The organism is Bacillus sp. FSL M7-1345 (assembly GCF_038006985.1).
GTDB lineage: Bacteria > Bacillota > Bacilli > Bacillales > Bacillaceae_G > Bacillus_A > Bacillus_A cereus_U.
On record NZ_JBBOWG010000001.1, the window covers coordinates 2,911,766 to 2,934,623 of the forward strand.

Below are 22,858 nucleotides of genomic sequence, written 5' to 3' on the forward strand. Positions count from 1 at the left end.
TAGGAAAGAGGTACAAAAACATGAAAACAAAACAAACAATCGCTGCGTCTACACTAGCTTTAGCAATGATTGCGGGATCTACCCCTACTCATGCAGAAGTAAATGATGCTACTGCTGGGCAAAGCACTGGGGATCGATTAGCTGAAATTAAGCAACATAGACAAGAGTTAGATGCGAAATTGCAGCAGCACAAAGAAAACGTGGATCAAACATTGAATGAACTTAACCAAGTTAAGGAAAATGTTGATACAAAGGTGAATGAACTACATGAACGTAAACAAGTTGCTGATGAAAAAATTAGTGAGATTAAACAGCAGAAACAAGAGTTAGATGCAAAACTTCAGCAAGACAAACAAATCGCCGAGGATAAAATCGCTGAAATTAAAGAGCATAAAAAACAAGTAGATGAAAAAGTTGCTGAAATTAAAGAGCATAAGCAAACTGTTGATGAAAAGGTTAACGAGATTAAAGAGCATAAACAAACTGTCGATGAAAAAGTGAATGAAATTAAGCAACATAAAGAGAAGATCGATCAAAAGGTTAATGAACTTAAGGAAGTTAAAAAACAGGTAGATGAAAAATTAGCTGAGTTAAAGAAAGCGAAACAAACTGCTGAGGACAAACTTGCTGAGCTAAAAGAAAATAAGCCGAATACTGGGAACACGTTAGAGGAACTTAAGAAAATTAAAGGCAATTTAGATAGTCTTTCCGCTAACTTAGAACTAGCTAAACAAGATATAAAAAACAAACTAGCTGAATTAAAAGAAGCTAGACAAGATTTACTAAATAAAATAAACGAAATGAAACAATCGAAACAAATTGTTTCAGATGATTTAACAAAGAAAAAACAAGACTTAGATATTAAAATCAACGACTTTAAACATACTGAGAAAAAAATTGATGACAAATTAGCTGAGATACATACAACGCAGCAAAATGTAGATAACAAGATTAATGAAGTATCACAACCTAAACAAACGAAAGTGGATAATAACACTACCGCTACTGTTCCTGCAAAAGATAATGCTAGAGAACTTCCTAACGCTGGTAGTGAGCAATCAAATAACGTGCCACTCGGAATGTTATCAATTATAGGCGGACTTTTATTAGTTACGCGCAACAAAATTAAAATGCTTTTCTCAAAATAATGCTATTATAACTATCTTAATATATTCTATAAAAAGGACAACCGCACTGGACTTATCCCCGTCAAGTAGACAACTGTAAAAAAGACTATGCAGCCATCGAAATTCGATATTCGATCGGAGCTCGATGATTGAGTCGTTTTTGGAATCGTTTGTAGTTATAATGATAGATGTATGTTTCAATTGCTTGAATTAGTTCTCCCTTTGTTTGATAGTCATTAAGATAAAACATTTCAGATTTAAAATGAGAGAAGAATGATTCAATGCAAGCATTGTCATGGCAGTTTCCTTTGCGGGAATGGCTGCCGATGGCGCCTAGCTGTTGAAGCATACGCCAATAAGTAGGAGATGTATATTGGAATCCTTGATCTGAGTGGATGATGGTTCCATACACATCTCTTTTTTGTGTTGCTAAATCTAATGTTTTTAGAACAAGTTGTAAATCATTGCGATGTGAGAGTTTCCAAGCAACGATTTCATTATTGTAAAGGTCTTGAACGACCGATAAATAGAGAAATTTATCTTTGAATGGCAAATAAGTGATATCTGTGACAAGTACCTCATTTTGTTTGCGGTTTTGGAATTGTCGTTCTACTACATTTGGGAAAATCTTTGAGGATTTCCCTTTGAAAAAGCGTCGCTTTTTACGGATAATCGATTGAATGTGAAGCTCTCGCATAAGTCTATATACTTTTTTGTGGTTCACGAAAAATCCAGCCTCTCGTAAGGCGATTGTCATGCGAGGATAACCGTATTCCTTGTGTTTTATGTGAATTGCTTGAATCTGTTCATGCAATGTATTATCCTTTGAAAGGCGTAATTGCCTTTGACTACATGTTGAACGCCACTTATAGTAGCTAGAGCGATTTAACTGCGCAATGACGACAAGCCAGGTTACTTTGTACCGAGAACGTAGTTCCTCAATAATCTCGTACTTAGCCGTTTGAGCAAGAACACCTCCTATAGATTTGGATACTGCTTTTTTAAGTAAGCCACTTGCGCCTTGTAATATTCCAATTCTTCTTCCATACTATCGAACTTCGTACGAGGACGACCTTTTAAGAGGTTTTTTAAGCCGTTATTACCACCATTTTGCCCCCGCAAGTCTGAAATATCACCTGTTTCTTGATATTTCCGGACCCAATTCATTAACTGTGTTCTACTTCTAAGCTTATATTTTTTCGCTATAGCTGATTGGCTACCCTCACCATTTAAATAACTTTTTACAACTTGTATCTTTAATTTATCTGAATAAGTTTGAAATTTATCCCCTTTTTTAACCATAATAAAATCCCCTCCAAGAAAAAGTGTAACATCCATGTGTATTCATGGTCTTTTTACACTGTCTACCTTAAGGGGATAATATCACACATATGTGTACGGTTGTCTTTTTTCTTTATATTAACTTCCCATCTCTAAGCGTCAATATACGATCACATACATCAAGCATTCTTTCATCATGTGTAATCATAATTGCTGCTTTTTGACTTTCTTTCACTTCACGTTTCATCATCTCAACTACTTCACGTGCGCGTTTTGAGTCTAAGCTTGCAGTTGGTTCATCAGCTAATATTAAATCTGGATTGTTCATGAAAGCACGAGCGATTGCGACCCTTTGTTTTTCCCCACCAGATAGTTGATTTGGATAATGAGTTTTTCTTTCGCCTAATCCAAATGCCGCTAATAAGTGATCCGCACGTTTTTCAGATTCTTGTTTGTTGTCTTTTTTTAGCTTTGCAATGTAAAGCAATTGTTCTTTTACATTTAAATATGGAACAAGATTTGCGAACTGGAAAATGAAGCCAATTTTTTTCAAACGAATGTCTGTCATTTCCTTTTCTGATAACTTCGTAATATTTTTCTCACGAATGTAAATATCCCCTTTTGACGGTGATAGTAAAGCACCCGCGATTGATAATAACGTACTTTTCCCTGATCCAGAAGGACCGACGATTCCGATAAACTCTCCAGCTTTCACATCAAGCGACATCGGATGAAGGGCTGTTACTTCAGTATTCCCTTCTCCGTACACTTTACTTACTTTGTCTAATTTTAATAATGAAGTCATTACATCCCGCCTCCAATTGCTTCTAACGCATCAACTTTTAATACTTGGTATAACGAAATAAGTGTTCCTAAAATACTAATTACGATAAAGATTGCTGCATATTGTGCAATCATCGGTGTTGTTAATAAGAACGGCATACCCGCTGGTAAAATCTGTTCTAATCCTTGTACAAGAACAATACTGATTACCATCGCAACGACTGATAAGAATAACGCCTGCACGACTAAGCTATTTGCTAAATAAGAATTTTTCGTACCGATTGCTTTTAGTACACCTAATTGCTGTGTTTTTTGCAACGTAATTACGTAGAAGAATACACCGATTAGTAATGCAGCGATAACAAGTAAGAACGCAATGATCATCGTTAATGTTCCTTGCTCTTCTTTAAATCCTGGAATACTTTGCAGTACTTCTTTTTTGTCAATTACATGTGCATTTTTAATTTCTTTATCTGTATTAAGCGCAATTGCACTATAATCTTTTTGGTTTGGTTGTGAAATAGCGCCCCATACGTCTTCATTTACATAAACGACTGGTGTATGGCTAAACATTTGATTTTTCGTAAATCCAACGATTTTAAATTCTTTCTTTGAAACAGGATCAATAATTGTATCCCCAATATCGATTCCTTTTTCTTTAATTGATTCATCAGCAACCATTTCATTGTTTGCTGTACCTAACTTCTCACCTTCTACAATTTTCGGTTCTAAAAATGAATCGCGTTCACTTGAGAAAATAGCGACATCAACTTTTTTCGAACTACCTTTCTTTTCATAAGTTGAATTTTTCACACGAAACGGAACGGCCTCTTTCTCGCCTACTTGATTTACTACGTTATCTACATCATCTTGCTTAATTTGTGAACGAAGTAATTTATTTTCCGCATCATCCGCTAATACAAATTTATTTGCCTCCATATTTTGAATCGATGAAGCATTATCATATGATAATCCATTTGCTAATCCTGAAATTACAAGGACTAAAAATGATAATAACACCATAATAAGTCCGATTAATCCATATCTTAATTTTGATTGTTTTAATTCACGCAGAGCTAAAAACATTTCGCTCGCTCCTTCCTATTACTTTCTATGCACTTATCATAAAAAAGAATTATGAACGGAATATGAACGGAAGATTACAGAACGAAAATTAAATTTTCAGAAAGTATTGAAAATAACTAAAATCCTTGATACAATTCAGTCAAATAATCTTGACCGAGTAATTTAATTTGAGGAGTTGATCATTTTGAAGCCCATGTTAACACTAACTACTTATAGCCAACTAAAAGCAATGAGCGATCCACTACGTGTCGAAATGATGATGCGTCTATGCGAACGTCCTTATACAGGACAACTACTATCTGAGAAATTCGGCATTTCAAGGGCGAAAATTCATTATCATTTAAAAGAATTAGAGAAGAATGGTTTTATAGAGATCGTTTATACAGAAGAAAAGAATGGCATCGTTCAAAAGTTTTATCAATCTGTCGCTAAAGGCTTCACCCCTGCCGCAGACCTATTACCTCATTTAGAAATATTAAGCGAATCAGGTCGCCAAATCTTTTTACAAATGACGGAAAGAACGAAAAGCCATATTCTCGCTGCACCAGAAGAAGCTTTTACATTACGAAAAGTAAGCGAAGACCCAGCTGAATGGAATTACGTTTCATCCTGCTGGGAGTTTGATGCCACGCCAGAACAATTTCAAGTGTGGGTGAAAAAGTTTTATGACGTGATGGCTGAATTAAACGAGATCACAAAAGATGCGGATAAGGATCCAAATAGTAAAGCTTATTACATTTCTACTACTGCACTGCAAATCGATGAGCGAGCAATGCAGCGATTTGTTAAAAAAGAAGAAAAATAAACTTGTCGATGTTTGTCGACAAGTCGATATAATTTCATTTACAAAAAAATCGTAATATGATTTTTTTTACACCAACGGTCAATTTTATTTTACCGAATAATTTTTTCATAAAGGAGTAGATTAAATGGACGTATTAAAAAACCGGAATTTCCTCTTATTATTTTTAGGGAGAATTTTTACAAACATAGGAGATAGTTTGTATTATGTAGCAGCGATGTGGCTCGTATATGAACTTAGTGGTAATCCTTTTTATTCTGGATTGGCTGGTTTCCTTACATTATTACCTTCTGCATTACAATTTCTTACTGGTCCATTCGTTGATAGATGGTCAATCAAAAACACCCTCGTCATCACACAAGTTCTGCAATGCATTCTTATATTAATCATTCCTATTACACACTACTTCGATCTATTAACAGTTCAACTACTACTCATCATTATGCCCATCGTAGCCTTTATCGAACAATTCGCCTATCCCGCACAATCAAAAGCTTTACCACTTCTACTGAATAAAACACAATTATTAAAAGGAAACTCACTCTTTTCATTTGCATATCAAGGCATTGATTTAATTTGCACGACTCTTTCTGGAATATTAGTAGCACTACTTGGCGCAATCACTTTATATGTAATTGACTCCTTTACATTCGCGATTACTGCCCTTTTGTTCTTTTCATTAAAAATGCCAAAACAAGCAGAAGCCAATACATCGCTTTCCACTAAACAATATTTCTCTGAATTAAAAGAAGGCTTTTCAATCGTCTTTCGTTCATTAATGGGCGTCTTCTTAATCGGTTCAGTTGTCGCTAATTTTTCAATTGGTATGACGATGGCGATACTTCCTTCTTTCGCTGATTCTTTAGGAGGCGTGAAATTATATGGCTTCTTTTTAGCCGCTATATCAGCCGGCAGTTTAATCGGAGCACTATTCAGTTCATGGGTTGGCAAACGTAATGTTGGCCGTGTCTCCATTATTAGCTTTGCGGCTGGCGCTGTCTTTTGGTTTCTCTCTACGATTGTACCGTTTCAATGGCTGTCTATTTTCTTATTCGGCTTAGCTTGGATTCCAATTGGTGCTACCAACATATTATTTGCGACGATCAGTCAAATGGCTATTCCAAATCAATATCTTGGACGCATCAATTCAGTCATGCGAAGTATGGGCACAATTGCTATGCCGTTCGGCTCTTTAATTGGCGGATATACTGCAAATGTATTTAGTAGCCAACTCATTTTTGCGCTCGCTAGTATCGGGATTTTATTTATTTCTCTCGTATGGCTACTTCATCCGAAATTACGTTCACTGCCGAAAGCTGATGAAATTACAGCGGATACTTTTGGGGTTCGGTTTAAGGAAGAACATGGGAAAGGTGCGGCTTTATAGTAAAAATAAAGTATTATCTAATCCGTAATGTGTAGAGATAATAAAGTTATTTAATTTTAAAATCTCAAACAAGCATAACCCCATTCTAAATTTAGGACGGGGTTAAAAATATAGTTGCTTAATTTTGTATGTAAGATACTTCACTACACTAAAAATAAAACAATAAAGTCGTTTAAAAATCTAAGTTTTATTCAACAATAACGCCTTTAATGGAATAACTAGAACGCTCAGTCAACGATTTGATGGCCATGCCCCCTGCATTTTCCTTAATTGAATAATTTGGCCTGTATGATAAGCATCATGAAGCATGATGTCCAGTAATTTACCCTCAAGTGAGTTTTGTTCAAGCTCTTTTTCGGAAATTGCACTCAATACCTGTCTTAAATTACGTTGAGCATTTGCAGAACGTTCAACGACTTTCTTCCATTCCTTATCACCATTAGATTGATTGGTAAGATAAAAGGTTTCATCACCGTCGAGATTATGTGTCCATTCACGGCCTTCCAAGTTTGCAGCAAGTCTCTCTTTGTAATAAATGAGATGATTAATGTTCTCCCAAATGGTTTTCATTCCCTCTCCAGGTGGTTTCCAGATAGCCTGTTCGGCTGTAAGTCCTTCTATAGCATGTTTAAACGGTGCATACCAACTCTCTTTATCGAATGTTGAATCTAGTACGTTTAAAAACAAGTCAATTCGTTTCAAATTAATCTCCTCCCTAAATAGTTAAAGTTTCAATAAAATCCTTATAACTCTGTAGGGATTCTACATTTTCAAATAAACTTCCTGCTAATTTTATTCCACAAACTGACCCAATTGTGGAATAGAATGACTCGCATTTTTCAAACAACTCTTTTTCACTTTACACGTAAGTGAAAATATATCGGTGATTTTTCAAATATATCGACCAATCAACAAAAAGAAGAGGCTGTTCCAAAACAACCTCTTCCCTTACAGTTATTTCGGAAGTTCAACCTGAACAGTCGTCCCTTCCCCTTTCGTGCTATATACCGAAACGGTTCCTTGATGCAGTTCAACAATTTTCTGTACGATGGATAACCCTAAACCGCTACCTTCTACGTTTCTTGCCCTTGCTGTATCCACTTTGTAAAAACGATCAAATATACGATCCATTTCTTCTTTTTCCATGCCGATTCCGCTGTCTGATATAGAGATCATAACGCTAGATTCTAATTCTTCTACAACAAATTCAATTGTCCCACCATCGTTTGAAAACTTAATGCTATTCGTAAAAATATTACTCCATACTTGATGAAGTAAGTTTTCATCACCTTTTATGACGATGTCCGGCACATCAAATTCGACGGCGATATCTTTTTCACGCCATTTCCATTCGAGCATAAAAATGACGTCCTTAATTTGCTTTTGTAGATGGAATTCTTTTATTCGCAAAACCTTCTCTTCTTTATCTAATGAAGCGAGCGTAAGTAACTGTTTACATAAACTAGACATTCGCTTACTTTCGCCCTCAATAATTTTCAAGTAATGTTTTCTTTCCTCTTCACTCATACTCTCTGACTGTAATGTTTTCGAAAAGCCTTGTATAGAAGAAAGTGGCGATTGAAATTCATGAGAAACGTTAGAAACGAACTCTTGTCTCATTTGATCTAATTCTTTTATACTCTTTGTCATCTTTTGAAAATTAGTTGCTAGCGTACCGATTTCATCTTTTCGATTTTCATCTAATTCGATATCATATTCACCACTTGCAATCTTTTGAGTCGCTTTCGTAAATGTTCGAATAGGACGAACGATATAACCTGCTGCAATCGCTATAAAAATAATACTTAATAAAACGATAAACCCAAGTAATACCGCTAAGAAAATTCTCATCTCGCCAAACTGTTGCTGAATGTCAGGACGAATAAATAAAGCGTACTGTTTATCACCATGTTTTAACGGGACACCGACACTATTAATTAATTCATTATCGAAAAACCCTGTAATGAACAAGCGGGTTGGATATGTAGAAACGCCATTAAACGTTTCACCTTGCAATACTTTATGAACTGTATCATCACTAATTGTTATCTTACGAAACGCATTCCCAATACGCTTTCCATGATTTTCGTCATCTACAATATAAATTTCATATCCTAATTTCGCAATAGACTGTAAGTATGCCTCTTTATTCTCTTCACTTTGCTTTTCATATAATGATTTTACTTCCTCAGCATACATTAAAATCTTTTCACTATTGTACGGTTTTAACTTCACTTGATAATATACATTCGTTAATAAAAAGCCAATTATACTACTAAGTAGCATAATCCCGACCGTCATAAAAACAAATCTAGAATACAATGATTTCATCTTATTTCAACTCCAACTTATAACCGAGTCCACGTACTGTTGTAATTTGAAAATCATCTGTTCGTTTTGAAAAACGATCTCTCAGCCGCTTCACATGAACATCAACCGTTCGTTCATCCCCTTCAAAATCCATTCCCCATACTAATTCAATTAATTCTTCTCTTGAAAATGTTCTTCCAGGATAACTAGCAAGCTGTGATAATAATTCAAATTCCTTTAAAGGAAGCAAAATCGTTTGACCGTTACACTTTACTTCGACACCTTTTCGATCAATTGTCGTTCCGTGTAGTGTTATAATGTCAGCACTCAGCATTTGATAACGACGCAATAATGCTTTCATACGAAAAATCACTTCAGCTGGCTCAAATGGTTTTACAATATAATCGTCCGTTCCAGAAATGAACCCTTTTTCTTTATCAACTAACTGATCTTTCGCCGTTAATAAAATAACAGGAATATCATGATACTTCCGGATTTCTTCACATAACGTATAACCATCAACAAACGGCATCATAATGTCTACGATTGCAAGATGAATATTTTCTTCCTCTAATACACCTTGCGCTACCTTTCCATCTTCAGCCTCAAAAACTTTAAACCCCTCTTTTTGTAAATGGTAATGTAATAACTCTCTAATATGCTTGTCATCATCAGCTAATAAAATATGTATCATCTTCATTAAACCCTCTCTTGTTCATCCTTCTACATCCTTACATTAAGAAACAATTGGATTTTTTGCAAGAAAAAGAAAAACAATTACAGCATTAATTTTTTCATGGCAATGAGCTAAATTTTAAAATCCATTACGTGAAATTATTGAGGTTATCCAAGATACTACGCATTAGAACCGCAATACAGTACAACAGATTGTATGATAATGTAGCTTTGGAATAAAGGTTCATAAATAATACCTACAAGCCAATATTTTACGATAAATAAAAAGAATCCATTTTGAAATAGATTTTAAATAGACTAAACTAAGAAGAGGATATTACGTTCAATATATGAGTATATATCCTCTTTTCTTATAAACATTAGATTACTTATACAGATAATAAAAATAAAACTCTATATGTATACTAAATTCAGAAAAGTTTGTATAATCTAGGTGGCTAACGTATCTCATAACGGAAAGCGTTTTGAGGTCTTTAGACTGAGCGTTAATTTTTTTAGGGGTGAAGTGCTATGAGAGTACAAGAGGTTCTCATAGAGAATAACAACAAAGGATACATATTACTGGATCAAAAAGGATTCCCTGTAATAAATCATTTAGGAGGTGACAATTATTAATGAAACAACAAGAACGTATTATCTTTCGTGAGGTTCAGCGACCACAACAAATTTGGGTATGGATACTCATATTTGGGATCGCAGCACTGATGTGGTATGGATTCATTCAACAAATTATCCTTGATACCCCGTTTGGAGATAAACCAGCTCCCAATGGTGTGTTAATTGCTTTGTGGTTGTTTTTTGGGATTGCCTTTCCTGTATTAATGCTTGGGGTATTGAAACTGATTATAGAAGTCCGTGAAAAAGGTCTTTATGTTCGTTTTGTTCCTTTTCATTTTCAATATAAACAGTACCTTTTCAAAAATATATGTCACTATGAAAGCATTACTTACAGTCCACTAAAAAGATTCGGAGGATGGGGAATTCGTTTTAACCTTAAGGGTGAAACGGCCTATAACATGAATGGAAAGAAAGGTATAGAGTTAAAGTTGAAATATAACACAGTGGTAATCGGCACTCAAAAACCGGACGAATTAAAAAAAGCATTGGACTCGGCACAAAAAGCATAATGAAAATTAATCGTCAACAAACGGGTATCATTGTGGAATAAGAAAGGACATTACATATTAGTCATATAAAATATATAATGTCCTTGAATTTATTTGTTTTTTTAAAATTTAGGTCTTGATAATTAAGTGATCAAAATAGATTCTCATATTTTCGCATTAAGATTATTTCAATAAAAAATATTGCTCATTTTCTGCCTTTTTAAAAACTAATTCTAACTCTTATTAAGCCTTAGAAATATCAACAAATCCTTCTCCAAACACATCACGAACATCGTGTATAGCGATGAACGCAGCCGGATCCGTAGTTTGAACAATCCGCTTTAGCTTCACTACTTCTTGCTTATTAATAACAATATAAAGAATTTCCTTCGGAGTTTTTGTGTAATAGCCATGACCTGAATACACAGTAACCCCTCTGCCCATTAAAGTAGTCACCTTCCCGGCAATTTCATTCGGGTTATCAGAAATAATCGTAATAGCCTTTTTCGGATTTAAACCTTCAATTACAAATTCCATCACTTTCGTTCCTACGTATAGCATAATAATTGTCAGCATCAGTTTTTCTGCACCAATGATGAAATAAGATGAAAACGCAACGATTAAATCGAAGAACAGTAGACCATAGCTAATGCTCCAACCTAAATACTTATGTGTCATCCTCGCTAAAATGGTAGTACCTGCTGTTGTTCCGCCAACACGAATAATTAGACCAATCCCGCATCCTATAAATATTCCTCCGAAAATGGCATTTACCAGCATTTCATCCGAAGTAATATACCAGCCCTCTGTCAAATGAAGAAATAGCGAGTTAGTAACTACAGCAATGATCGTATAAATTGTTGTTATCTTATTCAAAAATTTATAGCCAGCTATTAACAAAAACGCGTTTAGAATTAAGTTGACTAAGCCTGGTGACCATTCAAATAAATAGTAGGTAATAATCGTGATACCCGTTACTCCACCCTCACCAAACTCGTTCGGGATAACAAACAAATTCACACCTAACGCAAAAAGAAATGCACCAATAATAATAAAAATAATGTCTGTCGTTCTTTTTTTCATACAGTACCTCACTTCTTATGTAAATATTTATTCTGCCATAAACTCTCACCATTATATCGTGGAATATTCAAATCGAACAGTGGTTTGTTTTTATTTTAATATAGGATGACAAACAAATTTTCCCTAAATCCGTATGTAATTAAAAAAGTAAAATAACTGTATTTATTATGTACTACAAATAAAGTTTTGATTTCACATACAATTCACGCTAAAAAATGTATATGAACACTCTCACTCGCACAAACTTCGAATACAAAACAAATAGGCGAAGCTATAGAATAGACTTCGCATCAAGCATTTGATCACAGAGATTTATATGAGATTTTATATTCATACACTCCAGAAATAAATTTACTTATCTTTCTCCATATATTCTTTAATCTTTCGTTCTTCCCACTCTTTTCCGAATATCCCAATTGGAAAAGTTGTCAAACCGTGTATAACGATACCGATTCCCCAACCTCCAAGTGGATATAAAAACCATAATTTACTTGAATCAGAGCTTATATTTATAAAAAAAAGCATCAAATTAACTAGTATATAGACCGTTAAATGAATGTAAAACGCTTTTAAATTCTCCATCCTTTTTTTAGCTCGTAAATAAACCTCATCTCGCTCCACCCTTAAACACCTCTTTCATTATTGTATTTTTTAAACTCGCTCCGATTTAAACATCATATTCTAATCGAAAATCCCTTATTCTCAAAAATTTACAAAATAAAAAAGATCGTCTTCGTTGCAGAAAAATTGCAGGTACCAGTAGACACCCTCCTTTTTGTTCGTAGTACGATACTTTACGAAAAAAATGAAAAATCAAATTTTATAATAGAAATAAAATCTTTAAATCTGTATAATAAAATAGAAAGTGACATTTTAATACAGAAAGGTTTTGATAACATGCTAGGTATCGATGTCAAAAAAACAGATAAAGAATTAATTATTTCATGGCAACTAGCTAAGATTCGAATTCCATTAAGTGAAATTATTGAAGTTACGGAAGATGAAACCTATGCTGGTGTAGAAGAAGAGAATGTAATCCGAATTGGAACAGCATACGCCACAACAGATCGGATTCTAATCAAAACAATAAAACAAAATTATCTATTATTTACAACGAATAGAGTCACAATTTTGAATAAAATCAATGCATAAGCAGTACGCTAAAACACTTTTCTGTATGGGTTTATCCGATTCAACTGTATACCCGTATTTTAAAAATTATTATAGATACAATGATGTACCTTAGCCCCAAATATAAAATAAAGAAAAAGTACCCATCCAATTGTCATACACATGATAATTAGATGGGTACTGCATGATACATATTATTTTACATTTATTGTTCGAAGTAATTTACAAATAACAACTTACACTCGCCTTGTTAAGACCAAATCCAAACATCATCATTATTTTCAACGTTGCTCTTTACCTCATAAACCTTTTCAATATGATCCGTTGTGTTGTAGTTAATAGAAATTCCGCCCCAACCTACATACTTCATATCAATTTTTACTTTCTCACCCGAATTAAATACTTGTCCCTTTGTTAAGAAAACATCAATAATAACTTTCTTCCCGTTTAGCGATGGATACTCAACTACGACATATTTAGTAGAAACGTCTCCCTCATCTTCCGTCGTTACTACTTTTGATACTTCCCCTATCACATAATCAGGAGAGCCGTCTTCTTTCATGTGCATACCTAATTTATTTGACGTATTTTCAACTGTATTTGCAATCATATATTCCGTGAAATTACGCATCATAGATCCAGTAGCTTTTACTTCATCTCCTACTTTCACATTTGAGAGGGAATCTATATAAACACTAACAGGTTCTTCATATTGCTTAGATTTTACGACAATTACACCTTTATCTACTTCTATTACTCGTCCTTCTAACGTCGAGAAATTCGACTCAATAGAAGCCGCACTCGCTTTTGACAGTTCTAATCCTGGTAAATTCGTTCCTGATAATGCTGCGATCCCTAAAGCACCTGCTAAAATTAATTTTTTCATACCCATTATGAAACATCTCCATTCATGATGATTTTATTTTTTCGATTGGATACGACCAACCTGTAACTATTATAGTTACAGACAATAAGGAATAGCAACCATCTTTCTCATGCAATGTTGCATACTGTAATTTTTAAATTTAAATCGATTATTCCTATATTCAACACGAATGCCAAATCCTTGAATAACAGCAGGTAAACTGATTGATGATGAAGAAACTAATGTCATGCATCATATTTTTTCAATGCTACATTTTGTATAATCGTAGTCCATTAAATTATGTAGGAGCGGAATTAAAATGTTAATGAAACCAAAAAGATTACAGTCGGGAGATATTGTGGCAACAGTAAGCCCTTCGTGGGGAGGATCAGGTGATTCTGAGCTAAGATGGCGTTATGAGCAAGGAGTAAAAAGATTAGAAAAAGTTTTCGGTCTTAAGGTTGTCCCAATGCCAAATAGTTTAAAAGGTAGCGAATTCATTTATAACAACCCAGAGGCTCGTGCGAAAGATTTAATGACAGCATTTAAAGATACGCGCGTGAAAGCAATCATTGCGAATATTGGCGGAGAAGATAGCATCCGTTTACTTCCTTATATAGATTTTAATGTGATACGTGAAAACCCGAAAATTTTTATGGGGTACTCTGACGTTACCGTTTCACATTTATTTTGTCATAAAGCAGGAATTTCTTCTTTTTACGGTCCAGCAATTTTAACCGATTTTGCCGAAAATGTAGAGATGGATCCATATACAATTGAAATGGTGAATCGAACTCTCTTTTCAAATGAGAATATTAGCGAGATTCAACCAGCCCATGAATGGACGAGTGAGCGTTTAGAATGGATAGAGGCGAATAAGGATCAACGGCGTACGATGCAGCAAAACAATGGATATGAGCTACTTCAAGGCTCTACCACTGTACAAGGGCGTTTAATTGGTGGTTGTATGGAAGTACTGGAGTTTGCAAAAGGAACGGAGCTTTGGCCTGAGAAAAAGTATTGGGAAAATAGTATCCTTTTCTTTGAAACCTCTGAAGATCATCCAGAACCAAGTTATATAAAGTATTGGTTACGAAACTATGCTGCGCAAGGCATTCTGCAAAAAGCAAAAGGAATCATTTTTGGTAAACCGAAAGACGAAATGTATTATGAAGAATATAAACATGAAATACTGAAAGTTATGAGGGAATATAACTTAGAAGATTTGCCAGTTCTTTATAATTTAAATTTCGGGCATACTGAACCGAAGTTTATTTTACCTTACGGTGCGATGGCAGAAATTGATTGTGAAAATAGATCTTTCTCTATTTTAGAAAGTGGCGTGGAATAAAATAAGTGTGGGGTTTCCCCCCACACTTATTTCATTTCCTTTGCCTACTGATTAAAGAATAATCCCCGAAAAACTCCCCTTCATTACTTCCTTTTCAAGTTGATTCCTACATATAAACATCGCAATAATCTTTGTGCGATTTTTTTCATCTGGTTCAAATTGTTCAATGGTTACGTCACAACGAATCGTATCACCGCTAAAAACAGGACGTAAAAATTCAAAATCCATTTTGCGAGCTAGTACGTTATAATCACCACCCATTTTTGTAGGCAGCGTTGCTGTTAAAAGTCCTTGTACAACAAATCTCCCCTGCTCATCTGGTGTAACATGATGAACGCCCTCATCTTTAGATACTTCCGTAAATAACGCAACATCCTCTTTCGTAAAAGTTCGCTCAAAAGTGATTTTCTCCCCTACTTGCAATTCCATCCATACCCCTCCTCAAAAACACTTTTAAAATAAGAAAAACCGAAACTAAAAATCATTTCGGTTTTTCAAACTAAAGAAGTTTATTTTAACGAATGTACAAACAACCCACTACGAAGTTTCGGTTCAAACCATGTTGATTTCGGCGGCATTACTTCTCCAGCGTCTGCGATTGTTAATAAATCTTCCATTGATGTCGGATATAACGCGAACGCTGCTTTGTATTCACCGCTATTCACAAGACGTTCTAGTTCTTCTAATCCGCGGATTCCGCCGACGAAATCAATGCGTGAATCAGAGCGCGGATCATGTATTTCAAGCACCTGACTTACTAAATGATCTTGTAAAATAGATACATCTAAACGTCTAACAAGATCATTCGCATCAAATGTTTCCTCTTTCACTGTGAGCTTATACCACTTTTCGTTTACATACATTCCAAATGATTTTGGCTCATTTGGTTTATACGGTGAAACACCTGCTTCTTCCACATAAAAATATTGCGCCACTTGCTTTAAAAATTGCTCTACTGATAAGCCATTTAAATCTTTCACAACCCGGTTATAATCCCAAATTGATAATTCATCATGAGGGAATAAAACAGATAGGAAGAAATTGAATTCCTCTTCTCCTGTGTAATTCGGATATTGCTCTCTTCGCATAACTCCTACTTTTGCAGCTGATGCAGAGCGGTGATGTCCATCTGCAATGTACAAGTTAGGGATATCTTCAAATGCATTTACTAAAGTCGTAATCACTTCTTCATCTGCAATCTTCCACGCAACATGCTCGACTCCGTCTTCTGCCGTAAATTTATAAATTGGCGCATGTTCTTCTTTCCAGCTTGCAATTAAACGTTTCACTTCTTCTTTTGTACGATAAGTTAAAAAGATAGGACCCGTATTTGCATCGCACACATCTACGTGACGAATGCGATCTAGTTCTTTTTCATGACGCGTTCTTTCATGTTTTTTAATTGTATCATCTTCATACTCGTCAATCGATGTACAAACGACAAGGCCTGACTGCGTTCTTCCTTGCATCGTCAGTTCATAAATATAAAGCGCTGGCTCTTCATCTTGAACGAACACTTCTTCTTGTATAAATTGCTTTAAATTTTCACCCGCTTTTTCATATACGCGATCATCATACGGTGAAAGTGCTGGATCTAAATCAATTTCAGCTTTATCAACATGTAAGAAAGAATATGGATTCCCTTTTACAACTTCTCTTGCCTCTTCACTATTTAATACATCGTAAGGTAAAGCTGCCACTTGCACAGCTTTTTCTTCTACTGGACGGATGGCCCGAAACGGTCGGATATTTGCCAAGTTCCTCTCTCCTTTACACAATCATTCGAACGGCTACAACACCTGTAATTTTGCTTATATTTTCCACAATATTCTCTTTAATTATATCATCAATACCATTATCAATATCAATCATTGTGTACGCCCAAGAATGTTTACTACGATTAATCATATCCGCAATATTAATATGATGTTCTGCTAAACATCCTGTAATTTGCCCTACCATGTTCGGAACGTTTTGATGCATAATCGTAATTCGTTTTTTTCCAATGTACGGAAGTTCTACGTTTGGATAGTTTACTGAATTACGAATATTTCCTGTCTCTAAATATTCACGTAATTGACGAGCTGCCATTACCGCACAATTTTCTTCAGACTCAGACGTAGATGCACCTAGGTGAGGCGTCGCTGTTACATTTTTCATCTTTATAACATTTTCATTCGGGAAATCTGTTACGTAATGTGTAATAATATCTTCTTCTAACGCTTTTTGAAGAGCTGTTTCATCTACAAGTTCTCCTCTTGAGAAATTGAATAGACGCATTCCTTTTTTCATCGTCTCTATAGCGTGTTCACCAACAATCCCCTTCGTTTGGTTCGTAAGAGGAATGTGTAATGTAATATAATCACAAGTTGCAAAAATTTCATCTAAACTAAATGCTCTCTGCACTTGCGTAGAAAGACGCCATGCTGTTTCAACAGATATATATGGGTCGTATCCGACAACGTCCATTCCTAAAGCTAACGCATCGTTCGCAACTAAAGCACCGATTGCACCAAGACCGATAACACCTAGACGTTTCCCTGCTATCTCTGATCCAACGAATTGCTTCTTCCCAGCTTCAACAAGCTGTGGTACTTCTTCTCCATCCAACTCTTTCGTCCAGCTCACTCCATTTATAATATTACGGGAAGACATAATAAGACTTGCGATAATAAGTTCCTTCACTGCATTCGCATTAGCCCCTGGCGTATTAAATACTACAATCCCTTTTTCCGTACAACGCTCAACAGGAATATTATTTACACCGGCACCAGCTCTTGCAATCGCCTTTAAATCTTCTGAAAACTCTTCTTGATGTAAAGAATAGCTGCGAAGTAAAATACCGTCAGGATGACCTACTTTGTCTCCAATTTCATAGCGATTCCCATCAAAAATTTGCAAACCCTTTTCCGCAATTTGATTTAACGTCTGAACACGAAACATATCCCCATCTCCCTATCTATTCTCAAGCTCGAATTCCTTCATATAGTCTACTAATTCTTGTACACCTTGGGTTGGCATCGCATTGTAAATACTAGCGCGCATACCGCCGACTGAACGATGTCCCTTTAGCGTAACGAAACCGCGTTCTTTCGCTTTTTGTAAAAACTGATTGTTAAGCTCTTCTGACTGTGTTGTAAACGGAATATTCATAAGTGATCGATACGTGGGATCAACTGGTGAAGTAAACAATTTAGATTCATCTAAAAAATTGTAAAGAAGTGAAGATTTCATTCTATTTTGTGCTTCAATCGCAGATACCCCGCCTTGTTCTTTCAACCACTCTAGTACAAGTTTCGTCACATAAATACTAAAGGATGGCGGTGTATTATATAGGGAGTTATTTTTACTGTAAGTTTCATAGTTTAGCATCGTAGGACAAGCACTACTTGCACTGCCAATTAAATCTCTTTTTATAATTACAATCGTTAAACCCGCTGGCCCTAAATTCTTTTGCGCACCCGCATATATGAGACCAAACTTCGTAACATCATATTGTTCTGATAAAATATTTGAGGACGTATCCGCAACAAGCGGCACTCTTTCTACATGTGGAATATCCACATATTTTGTCCCCTCAATTGTATTATTTGTTGTAATATGTATATAATCTAGTTCTTCATCATTTGGTAAATCATCCATTTTAGGAATCGTAGTAAATTTCTCTTTTTCAGAAGAAGCAATCACTTGCACTTCCCCTACTTTTCCGGCTTCTTGCTGCGCCTTTTTAGACCATGAACCTGTCAGTACGTACCCAGCTTTTTTATACGTACTCATTAAATTTAACGGTATCATAGAAAATTGTAATGACGCACCGCCTTGTAAAAATAAAACTTCATAATCATCAGGAATGTTCATTAATTCACGAAGTAAGCTGCTGGCTTCATCAATAATACTTTGGAAATAAGAAGATCTATGGCTCATTTCCATAACAGACATGCCTGTCCCGTTATAATTTACAAGCTCCTTTTGCACTTTCTCTAAAACCGGCAAAGGGAGTATAGATGGTCCTGCTGAAAAATTATACACTCTCTCCATCACCCAGATAACCTCCCTATTTCTCATTTTTATTATTTTTTAAACTTTCTGAATTATAACCTATATACAATACACGGTCAATTTGTTTTCCGTTATTACGGCGTAAGACGCAATGGAATCGCTTGCATGTGCAAATATTTTTTTATATAAAGTGAGCAGAAAACATATCAACAAAACAACAGCCTAGATGCATAGTGCTCTCCTTTCAAATTTGATAGGTTCTTCTCTTATCTATTTTACTTTTTATACATTAGAAAAAGAGCGAATCTACATTCGCTCTTTTCCACATATTTATGGGCCAAAGCTTATCATCCAACCTAACATAAATCCAAATATAGAAAACAGCAGCATAAAAATAAATAAACTACATGCCCACAATGCATATTTTCGACTTTTGCTTTTTGTGATCATACCTATGACTGAGCACACCACTCCAATACCAACTATTTGCAGAAAACTTTTACCTATAAATGTTTCTTGAATAAGCAATATAATGTTCAAATACAATAACGCTAGAAAGGCAATAATTAATGAAATAGTCCCCATCCACGTTTCCTGTTTATACATATGATTCTTTCCTTTTTTTAAGAATGCCAATTCCATAACCTCGCTTCACCTACTTTCAATTTTCTAACTTTTTCGTGGCTCATCAATTTTTCAACTTCTACTTTAGGACCAGTTACAACTGCCCCGTATGTTTTTATCCCATTTTTTTCAAGGAAAGAAATACGCTTTGACAACTCTAATACTTTCGCTCTAGATAGCTTCACTGCTAAATTTTCATGCTTCTGTAATGACTTTAACACATCAATAAATTGTTCCTCATGAGGTAAATCACTTACAAAAGCACCACTTGGACTTGAAATCATTTCTGCTGGAAAGCCAATCGGGGCTACATACATACCCTCTTCATTCGTTTGCTTCTCCTCTAATCCTGTATTAACGGCATACCACACAATATCAATAGTAGGAAACATATTCGTTACCTCTTGTACACTTAATAATTCTCTAAAAGATACAAATGCTTCTACAACAGATTCTTGCGGAAGACCCTTTAATACCTGCGCTTCTTCGCTACTATTATAGGACGCATTATAATTATTAGGATGAGACAACACCTCGTTATCTATATATGGGACTTCTGGAATTTTTTCATCTGTTGTATATTCACGGCTTACTTTCGTTGCTCTACTTAATACATAATCTGTTTTCTCTTCTCCTATTCGAATATCTTTCTTTCCTACCCTTTTATACAAATCAAAATGCAATTGCAAACTAAGCGGTAGCAATGTTTGCTCCATGTCCCTATCTTTCAAAAATACATTTGGTTCTGTTACACTTAACGTTTGATTTACTACATTCCGTATCTCCATTGCGTTTGTAGGTGCCACTGTATAATATAAGAGTGTAGATATATATAAAATAGGTTGAATAAGTAGTAAAAAAGTAAATACAATCAAAACATTCGTAATACGCGCTCTTTTTTTACCTATTTTCAACACTTGCTCCTGTTTTCCATCAGGAAGTGAAGCCGGTCTTTGATCAAGAGCTTCTTGTAACAATTCTTTATAATCATCTTGTTCAGAATGAGGTTTATCATTTGTCATTTTGACTCTTTTCCTCCTTTAACAATTCTTTTAATCTCTTTCTCCCGCGAAATATGTGACTTTTATACGTGTTTACCTTTAAATCTAATACAGTAGCACCCTCTTCGTACGTTAATTGATGTACGTCACATAATAAAATAGATTGTGCCTCTACCAATGGTAAAGTATGAATAATCTGAATTAATTTTTCATAACTATTTTTTGCGACTACATACTCTTCTGTAGATTCCCCTGCTTGTATTGTCTCTAATTCTTCCGTTCCTACAAAAGTTACTTTTTTCTCTTTCCTAACAAAATCAATAAACGTATGATATGCCACTTTAAATAGCCATGATTTTACCTTTTGGTTTTCATAGTCTTCTAGATAAAGATACGCCCGATAAAAAGTCTCCTGCATCAAGTCCTCCGCTACGTGATGGCTACGAGAAAGGGAAAATAAATACCGGTACACATCGTTTATATAAACTTTATATATTTCTTCAATTTCCATCCCCCTCCTCCTTTCATATATAACACGAATAAGCGCGTTAAAAAGTTGCATTATTTTTCCTTTTTATATTTTTTATTTATTAAAAAAGAAATAACATTTATAGATTTCAATAACTATTTACAATTATAAACAAAATATGAGATGTTATAACTGTAAATTCCTAAAAAAACTCCACATGTAGTATGTACGGAGATTATCTCATGGGTTATTTACAAATTATAGGTGGGGAATATTTGACGCTTATTTCATAAACATACAAAAAAGTGTTAAGTACATAATCATACTTAACACTCTAGTAATAAAGTATAATAGCTACTTACTCGTAAAGAACCGATCAAAAATTTGATAAATAGCTGAAAGACCAAAGAGCCAATAAATAGTATCCACAAGCGCCGGCATAGAACCAAACCATTTCTCAACTACATTATAATCTAACGCTACAAACAACCAATTCAAACCGCCAAGAATCACCAAAATTACTGTAAGGTATGACAAAAATTTCATTATGATTGCCCCCTAGGTGATAAGATGGTGAAAGGCCTTTCACTAAAATATATGTAATGGATTCTAAAACTTACCTATTTTATAAAATTTATTTTCGATACCATCCATTAATAACTGCCTCTGCTTCTTTACTATGTATTTGATATGAATGATTACTATCATTAGAGCCAATAAACCAAATTGAAAAACCTTTAAAATACGGCTTCGGTTCTAATACATCTCGGTAAGCGCGCCATCCATTCAATTGTACATCTTTTGAAAATACATTTGAAACATCTGGATTCCATGGATTTTGTAGTCCTAGTTCACGCGCTGGTACGTTAAATCCACCAAAATAAACTGGCTTTCCTGTTGCATTATGTAATTGTTCCAGTTGTTGAACAACATTTTGTCCACGATTATATACTGTTGTCGCAAATAAACTTTGCTTCACTTCTTCGTATGATGGATTCCTTTTTCCTGAAACTTCAAACCAACTATCGATACTAACAATATCCACCTTTTTTAAATACGGACGATTTATTTTCTCTTTAAACTTCGCTTCATACGATGGATCCCAACTTGCTGTTAACCACCAGTTCATTTGATACAAAATATTTCCTTTATACTGCTGACGGACAAAATTAATCGTATCGTTCCAATATCCTTCTGCATATTCCATATTAACGAAATTAGAAGCAATCTTTAGTCCATACACATTGTATTTACTTGTAATAGAATTAAAAATATCTTGTAGAATAACCGTTTTCCAATTCCAGAAGAAATCATTAATATTACTTGGATTCCATTCTGTTTCTCCAACATTCCCCTGCTGAATATATGGGAACGGTTCCACTATAACTTGAATATTACGCTTTAATAATTCTTGAATTAAAATAATAGCTTGTTTCTTTTGTGCCTGATTAATTACCATATTAGCCGAATTCACATTCGGAATATCAACTTGGATCGGTACATTCACCGTATTCAAATTCAAGCGCTCTACATCAGCTAACACTTTCGCTACATTTTCTACTTCCCATACTGTTACGTTTCCTGATTTTATTTTTCCAGATTGAACAGTATTTACATCTGCCTGTACATTTCCTTGGAAACAAAAAGAAAACAACATGATACACACTCCTAAAATACTTACTAAACTCTTACTTTTCTTCACAAGTTTCCCCCTATAATTTTTGACTTTCTTGATTATTTTATACAATGTTTCACAT

The 22,858-nt window shown here is 34.8% G+C and carries 25 protein-coding genes; 6 read left to right on the forward strand and 19 right to left on the reverse strand.

What is annotated here, in order from left to right; translation table 11 throughout:
* The first annotated feature begins 20 nt into the window (after positions 1 to 20).
* Complete coding sequence (locus MHB76_RS15140) at positions 21 to 1,148, forward strand: LPXTG cell wall anchor domain-containing protein (protein ID WP_078174909.1); 1,128 nt, start codon at positions 21 to 23, stop codon at positions 1,146 to 1,148.
* Positions 1,149 to 1,233: 85 nt separating this feature from the next.
* Here MHB76_RS15140 and MHB76_RS15145 read toward each other — a convergent pair whose 3' ends face one another.
* The 4 genes from MHB76_RS15145 to MHB76_RS15160 form a co-directional block, all read right to left on the reverse strand.
* A complete protein-coding gene (locus MHB76_RS15145) occupies positions 1,234 to 2,163 on the reverse strand; it encodes an IS3 family transposase (protein WP_340988188.1) in 930 nt (309 codons plus the stop codon).
* The gene (locus MHB76_RS15150) at positions 2,106 to 2,429 is read right to left on the reverse strand and encodes a helix-turn-helix domain-containing protein (protein ID WP_078177554.1); all 324 of its coding nucleotides are present in this window, start codon (positions 2,427 to 2,429) and stop codon (positions 2,106 to 2,108) included. Before MHB76_RS15150 ends, MHB76_RS15145 begins: the two co-directional genes overlap by 58 nt.
* 112 nt (positions 2,430 to 2,541) lie before the next feature.
* Complete coding sequence (locus tag MHB76_RS15155) at positions 2,542 to 3,213, reverse strand: ABC transporter ATP-binding protein (RefSeq protein WP_002161172.1); 672 nt, start codon at positions 3,211 to 3,213, stop codon at positions 2,542 to 2,544.
* Positions 3,213 to 4,277 (reverse strand): ABC transporter permease, encoded by a 1,065-nt coding sequence (locus MHB76_RS15160; RefSeq protein ID WP_078174913.1) that lies wholly within the window; start codon positions 4,275 to 4,277, stop codon positions 3,213 to 3,215. Before MHB76_RS15160 ends, MHB76_RS15155 begins: the two co-directional genes overlap by 1 nt.
* 184 nt (positions 4,278 to 4,461) lie before the next feature.
* Here MHB76_RS15160 and MHB76_RS15165 point away from each other — a divergent pair, with 184 nt between their 5' ends.
* Both MHB76_RS15165 and MHB76_RS15170 read left to right on the forward strand, forming a co-directional pair.
* Positions 4,462 to 5,082, forward strand: a complete 621-nt coding sequence (locus MHB76_RS15165; RefSeq protein ID WP_002161170.1) for an ArsR/SmtB family transcription factor — start codon at positions 4,462 to 4,464, stop codon at positions 5,080 to 5,082.
* A 124-nt stretch (positions 5,083 to 5,206) separates the two neighbouring features.
* Positions 5,207 to 6,466 carry an MFS transporter gene (locus MHB76_RS15170; protein ID WP_078174915.1) on the forward strand — a complete coding sequence of 420 codons (1,260 nt, stop codon included), beginning with the start codon at positions 5,207 to 5,209 and terminating at the stop codon, positions 6,464 to 6,466.
* Between the two features lie 231 nt (positions 6,467 to 6,697).
* Here the strand turns inward: MHB76_RS15170 and MHB76_RS15175 are convergent, their stop codons facing one another.
* The 3 genes from MHB76_RS15175 to MHB76_RS15185 form a co-directional block, all read right to left on the reverse strand.
* Positions 6,698 to 7,168, reverse strand: a complete 471-nt coding sequence (locus tag MHB76_RS15175; RefSeq protein ID WP_078174917.1) for a DinB family protein — start codon at positions 7,166 to 7,168, stop codon at positions 6,698 to 6,700.
* Between the two features lie 252 nt (positions 7,169 to 7,420).
* Complete coding sequence (locus MHB76_RS15180) at positions 7,421 to 8,797, reverse strand: sensor histidine kinase (RefSeq protein WP_340987006.1); 1,377 nt, start codon at positions 8,795 to 8,797, stop codon at positions 7,421 to 7,423.
* Position 8,798: 1 nt separating this feature from the next.
* Positions 8,799 to 9,476, reverse strand: a complete 678-nt coding sequence (locus MHB76_RS15185; RefSeq protein WP_176108039.1) for a response regulator transcription factor — start codon at positions 9,474 to 9,476, stop codon at positions 8,799 to 8,801.
* Between the two features lie 610 nt (positions 9,477 to 10,086).
* On the opposite strand from MHB76_RS15185, the gene MHB76_RS15190 reads away from it, so the two are divergent.
* Complete coding sequence (locus tag MHB76_RS15190; RefSeq protein ID WP_002033084.1) at positions 10,087 to 10,599, forward strand: DUF6141 family protein; 513 nt, start codon at positions 10,087 to 10,089, stop codon at positions 10,597 to 10,599.
* A 222-nt stretch (positions 10,600 to 10,821) separates the two neighbouring features.
* Here MHB76_RS15190 and MHB76_RS15195 read toward each other — a convergent pair whose 3' ends face one another.
* Together MHB76_RS15195 and MHB76_RS15200 are read right to left on the reverse strand one after the other, a co-directional pair.
* The gene (locus MHB76_RS15195) at positions 10,822 to 11,661 is read right to left on the reverse strand and encodes a YitT family protein (RefSeq protein WP_016105375.1); all 840 of its coding nucleotides are present in this window, start codon (positions 11,659 to 11,661) and stop codon (positions 10,822 to 10,824) included.
* A gap of 351 nt (positions 11,662 to 12,012) precedes the next feature.
* Entirely contained in the window at positions 12,013 to 12,282 is a 270-nt protein-coding gene (locus tag MHB76_RS15200) for a 2TM domain-containing protein (protein WP_078174921.1), read from the reverse strand.
* 276 nt (positions 12,283 to 12,558) lie between these two features.
* Between MHB76_RS15200 and MHB76_RS15205 the strand changes: the two genes are divergently transcribed.
* The gene (locus MHB76_RS15205) at positions 12,559 to 12,813 is read left to right on the forward strand and encodes a SunI/YnzG family protein (RefSeq protein ID WP_078174923.1); all 255 of its coding nucleotides are present in this window, start codon (positions 12,559 to 12,561) and stop codon (positions 12,811 to 12,813) included.
* 229 nt (positions 12,814 to 13,042) lie between these two features.
* Here MHB76_RS15205 and MHB76_RS15210 read toward each other — a convergent pair whose 3' ends face one another.
* Entirely contained in the window at positions 13,043 to 13,684 is a 642-nt protein-coding gene (locus MHB76_RS15210) for an ATP F0F1 synthase subunit alpha (protein WP_078174925.1), read from the reverse strand.
* 292 nt (positions 13,685 to 13,976) lie between these two features.
* On the opposite strand from MHB76_RS15210, the gene MHB76_RS15215 reads away from it, so the two are divergent.
* Entirely contained in the window at positions 13,977 to 15,008 is a 1,032-nt protein-coding gene (locus tag MHB76_RS15215; RefSeq protein WP_078174927.1) for a S66 family peptidase, read from the forward strand.
* 51 nt (positions 15,009 to 15,059) lie between these two features.
* On the opposite strand, the gene MHB76_RS15220 is transcribed toward MHB76_RS15215, so the two are convergent.
* The 9 genes from MHB76_RS15220 to MHB76_RS15260 all read right to left on the reverse strand — a co-directional run bounded on the left by MHB76_RS15220 (position 15,060) and on the right by MHB76_RS15260 (position 22,803).
* Complete coding sequence (locus MHB76_RS15220; protein WP_078174928.1) at positions 15,060 to 15,437, reverse strand: enoyl-CoA hydratase; 378 nt, start codon at positions 15,435 to 15,437, stop codon at positions 15,060 to 15,062.
* Between the two features lie 80 nt (positions 15,438 to 15,517).
* Positions 15,518 to 16,765, reverse strand: coding sequence for a DUF1015 domain-containing protein (locus MHB76_RS15225; protein WP_016105380.1), 1,248 nt, complete (start codon positions 16,763 to 16,765; stop codon positions 15,518 to 15,520).
* 13 nt (positions 16,766 to 16,778) lie between these two features.
* Complete coding sequence (locus MHB76_RS15230) at positions 16,779 to 17,951, reverse strand: 3-phosphoglycerate dehydrogenase family protein (RefSeq protein ID WP_016105381.1); 1,173 nt, start codon at positions 17,949 to 17,951, stop codon at positions 16,779 to 16,781.
* A 12-nt stretch (positions 17,952 to 17,963) separates the two neighbouring features.
* Positions 17,964 to 19,046, reverse strand: a complete 1,083-nt coding sequence (gene serC, locus MHB76_RS15235; protein WP_078174943.1) for a 3-phosphoserine/phosphohydroxythreonine transaminase — start codon at positions 19,044 to 19,046, stop codon at positions 17,964 to 17,966.
* Positions 19,047 to 19,337: 291 nt separating this feature from the next.
* The gene (locus MHB76_RS15240) at positions 19,338 to 19,649 is read right to left on the reverse strand and encodes a hypothetical protein (RefSeq protein WP_002110719.1); all 312 of its coding nucleotides are present in this window, start codon (positions 19,647 to 19,649) and stop codon (positions 19,338 to 19,340) included.
* Positions 19,631 to 20,653, reverse strand: a complete 1,023-nt coding sequence (locus tag MHB76_RS15245; protein ID WP_002110720.1) for an anti-sigma factor — start codon at positions 20,651 to 20,653, stop codon at positions 19,631 to 19,633. Before MHB76_RS15245 ends, MHB76_RS15240 begins: the two co-directional genes overlap by 19 nt.
* The gene (locus MHB76_RS15250; RefSeq protein WP_199710077.1) at positions 20,643 to 21,143 is read right to left on the reverse strand and encodes a sigma-70 family RNA polymerase sigma factor; all 501 of its coding nucleotides are present in this window, start codon (positions 21,141 to 21,143) and stop codon (positions 20,643 to 20,645) included. The genes MHB76_RS15245 and MHB76_RS15250 overlap by 11 nt, the downstream gene beginning before the upstream one ends.
* A gap of 312 nt (positions 21,144 to 21,455) precedes the next feature.
* The gene (locus MHB76_RS15255) at positions 21,456 to 21,647 is read right to left on the reverse strand and encodes a DUF378 domain-containing protein (protein WP_002084566.1); all 192 of its coding nucleotides are present in this window, start codon (positions 21,645 to 21,647) and stop codon (positions 21,456 to 21,458) included.
* 88 nt (positions 21,648 to 21,735) lie between these two features.
* Positions 21,736 to 22,803 (reverse strand): glycoside hydrolase family 113, encoded by a 1,068-nt coding sequence (locus tag MHB76_RS15260; RefSeq protein ID WP_199710078.1) that lies wholly within the window; start codon positions 22,801 to 22,803, stop codon positions 21,736 to 21,738.
* Positions 22,804 to 22,858: the final 55 nt, after the last annotated feature.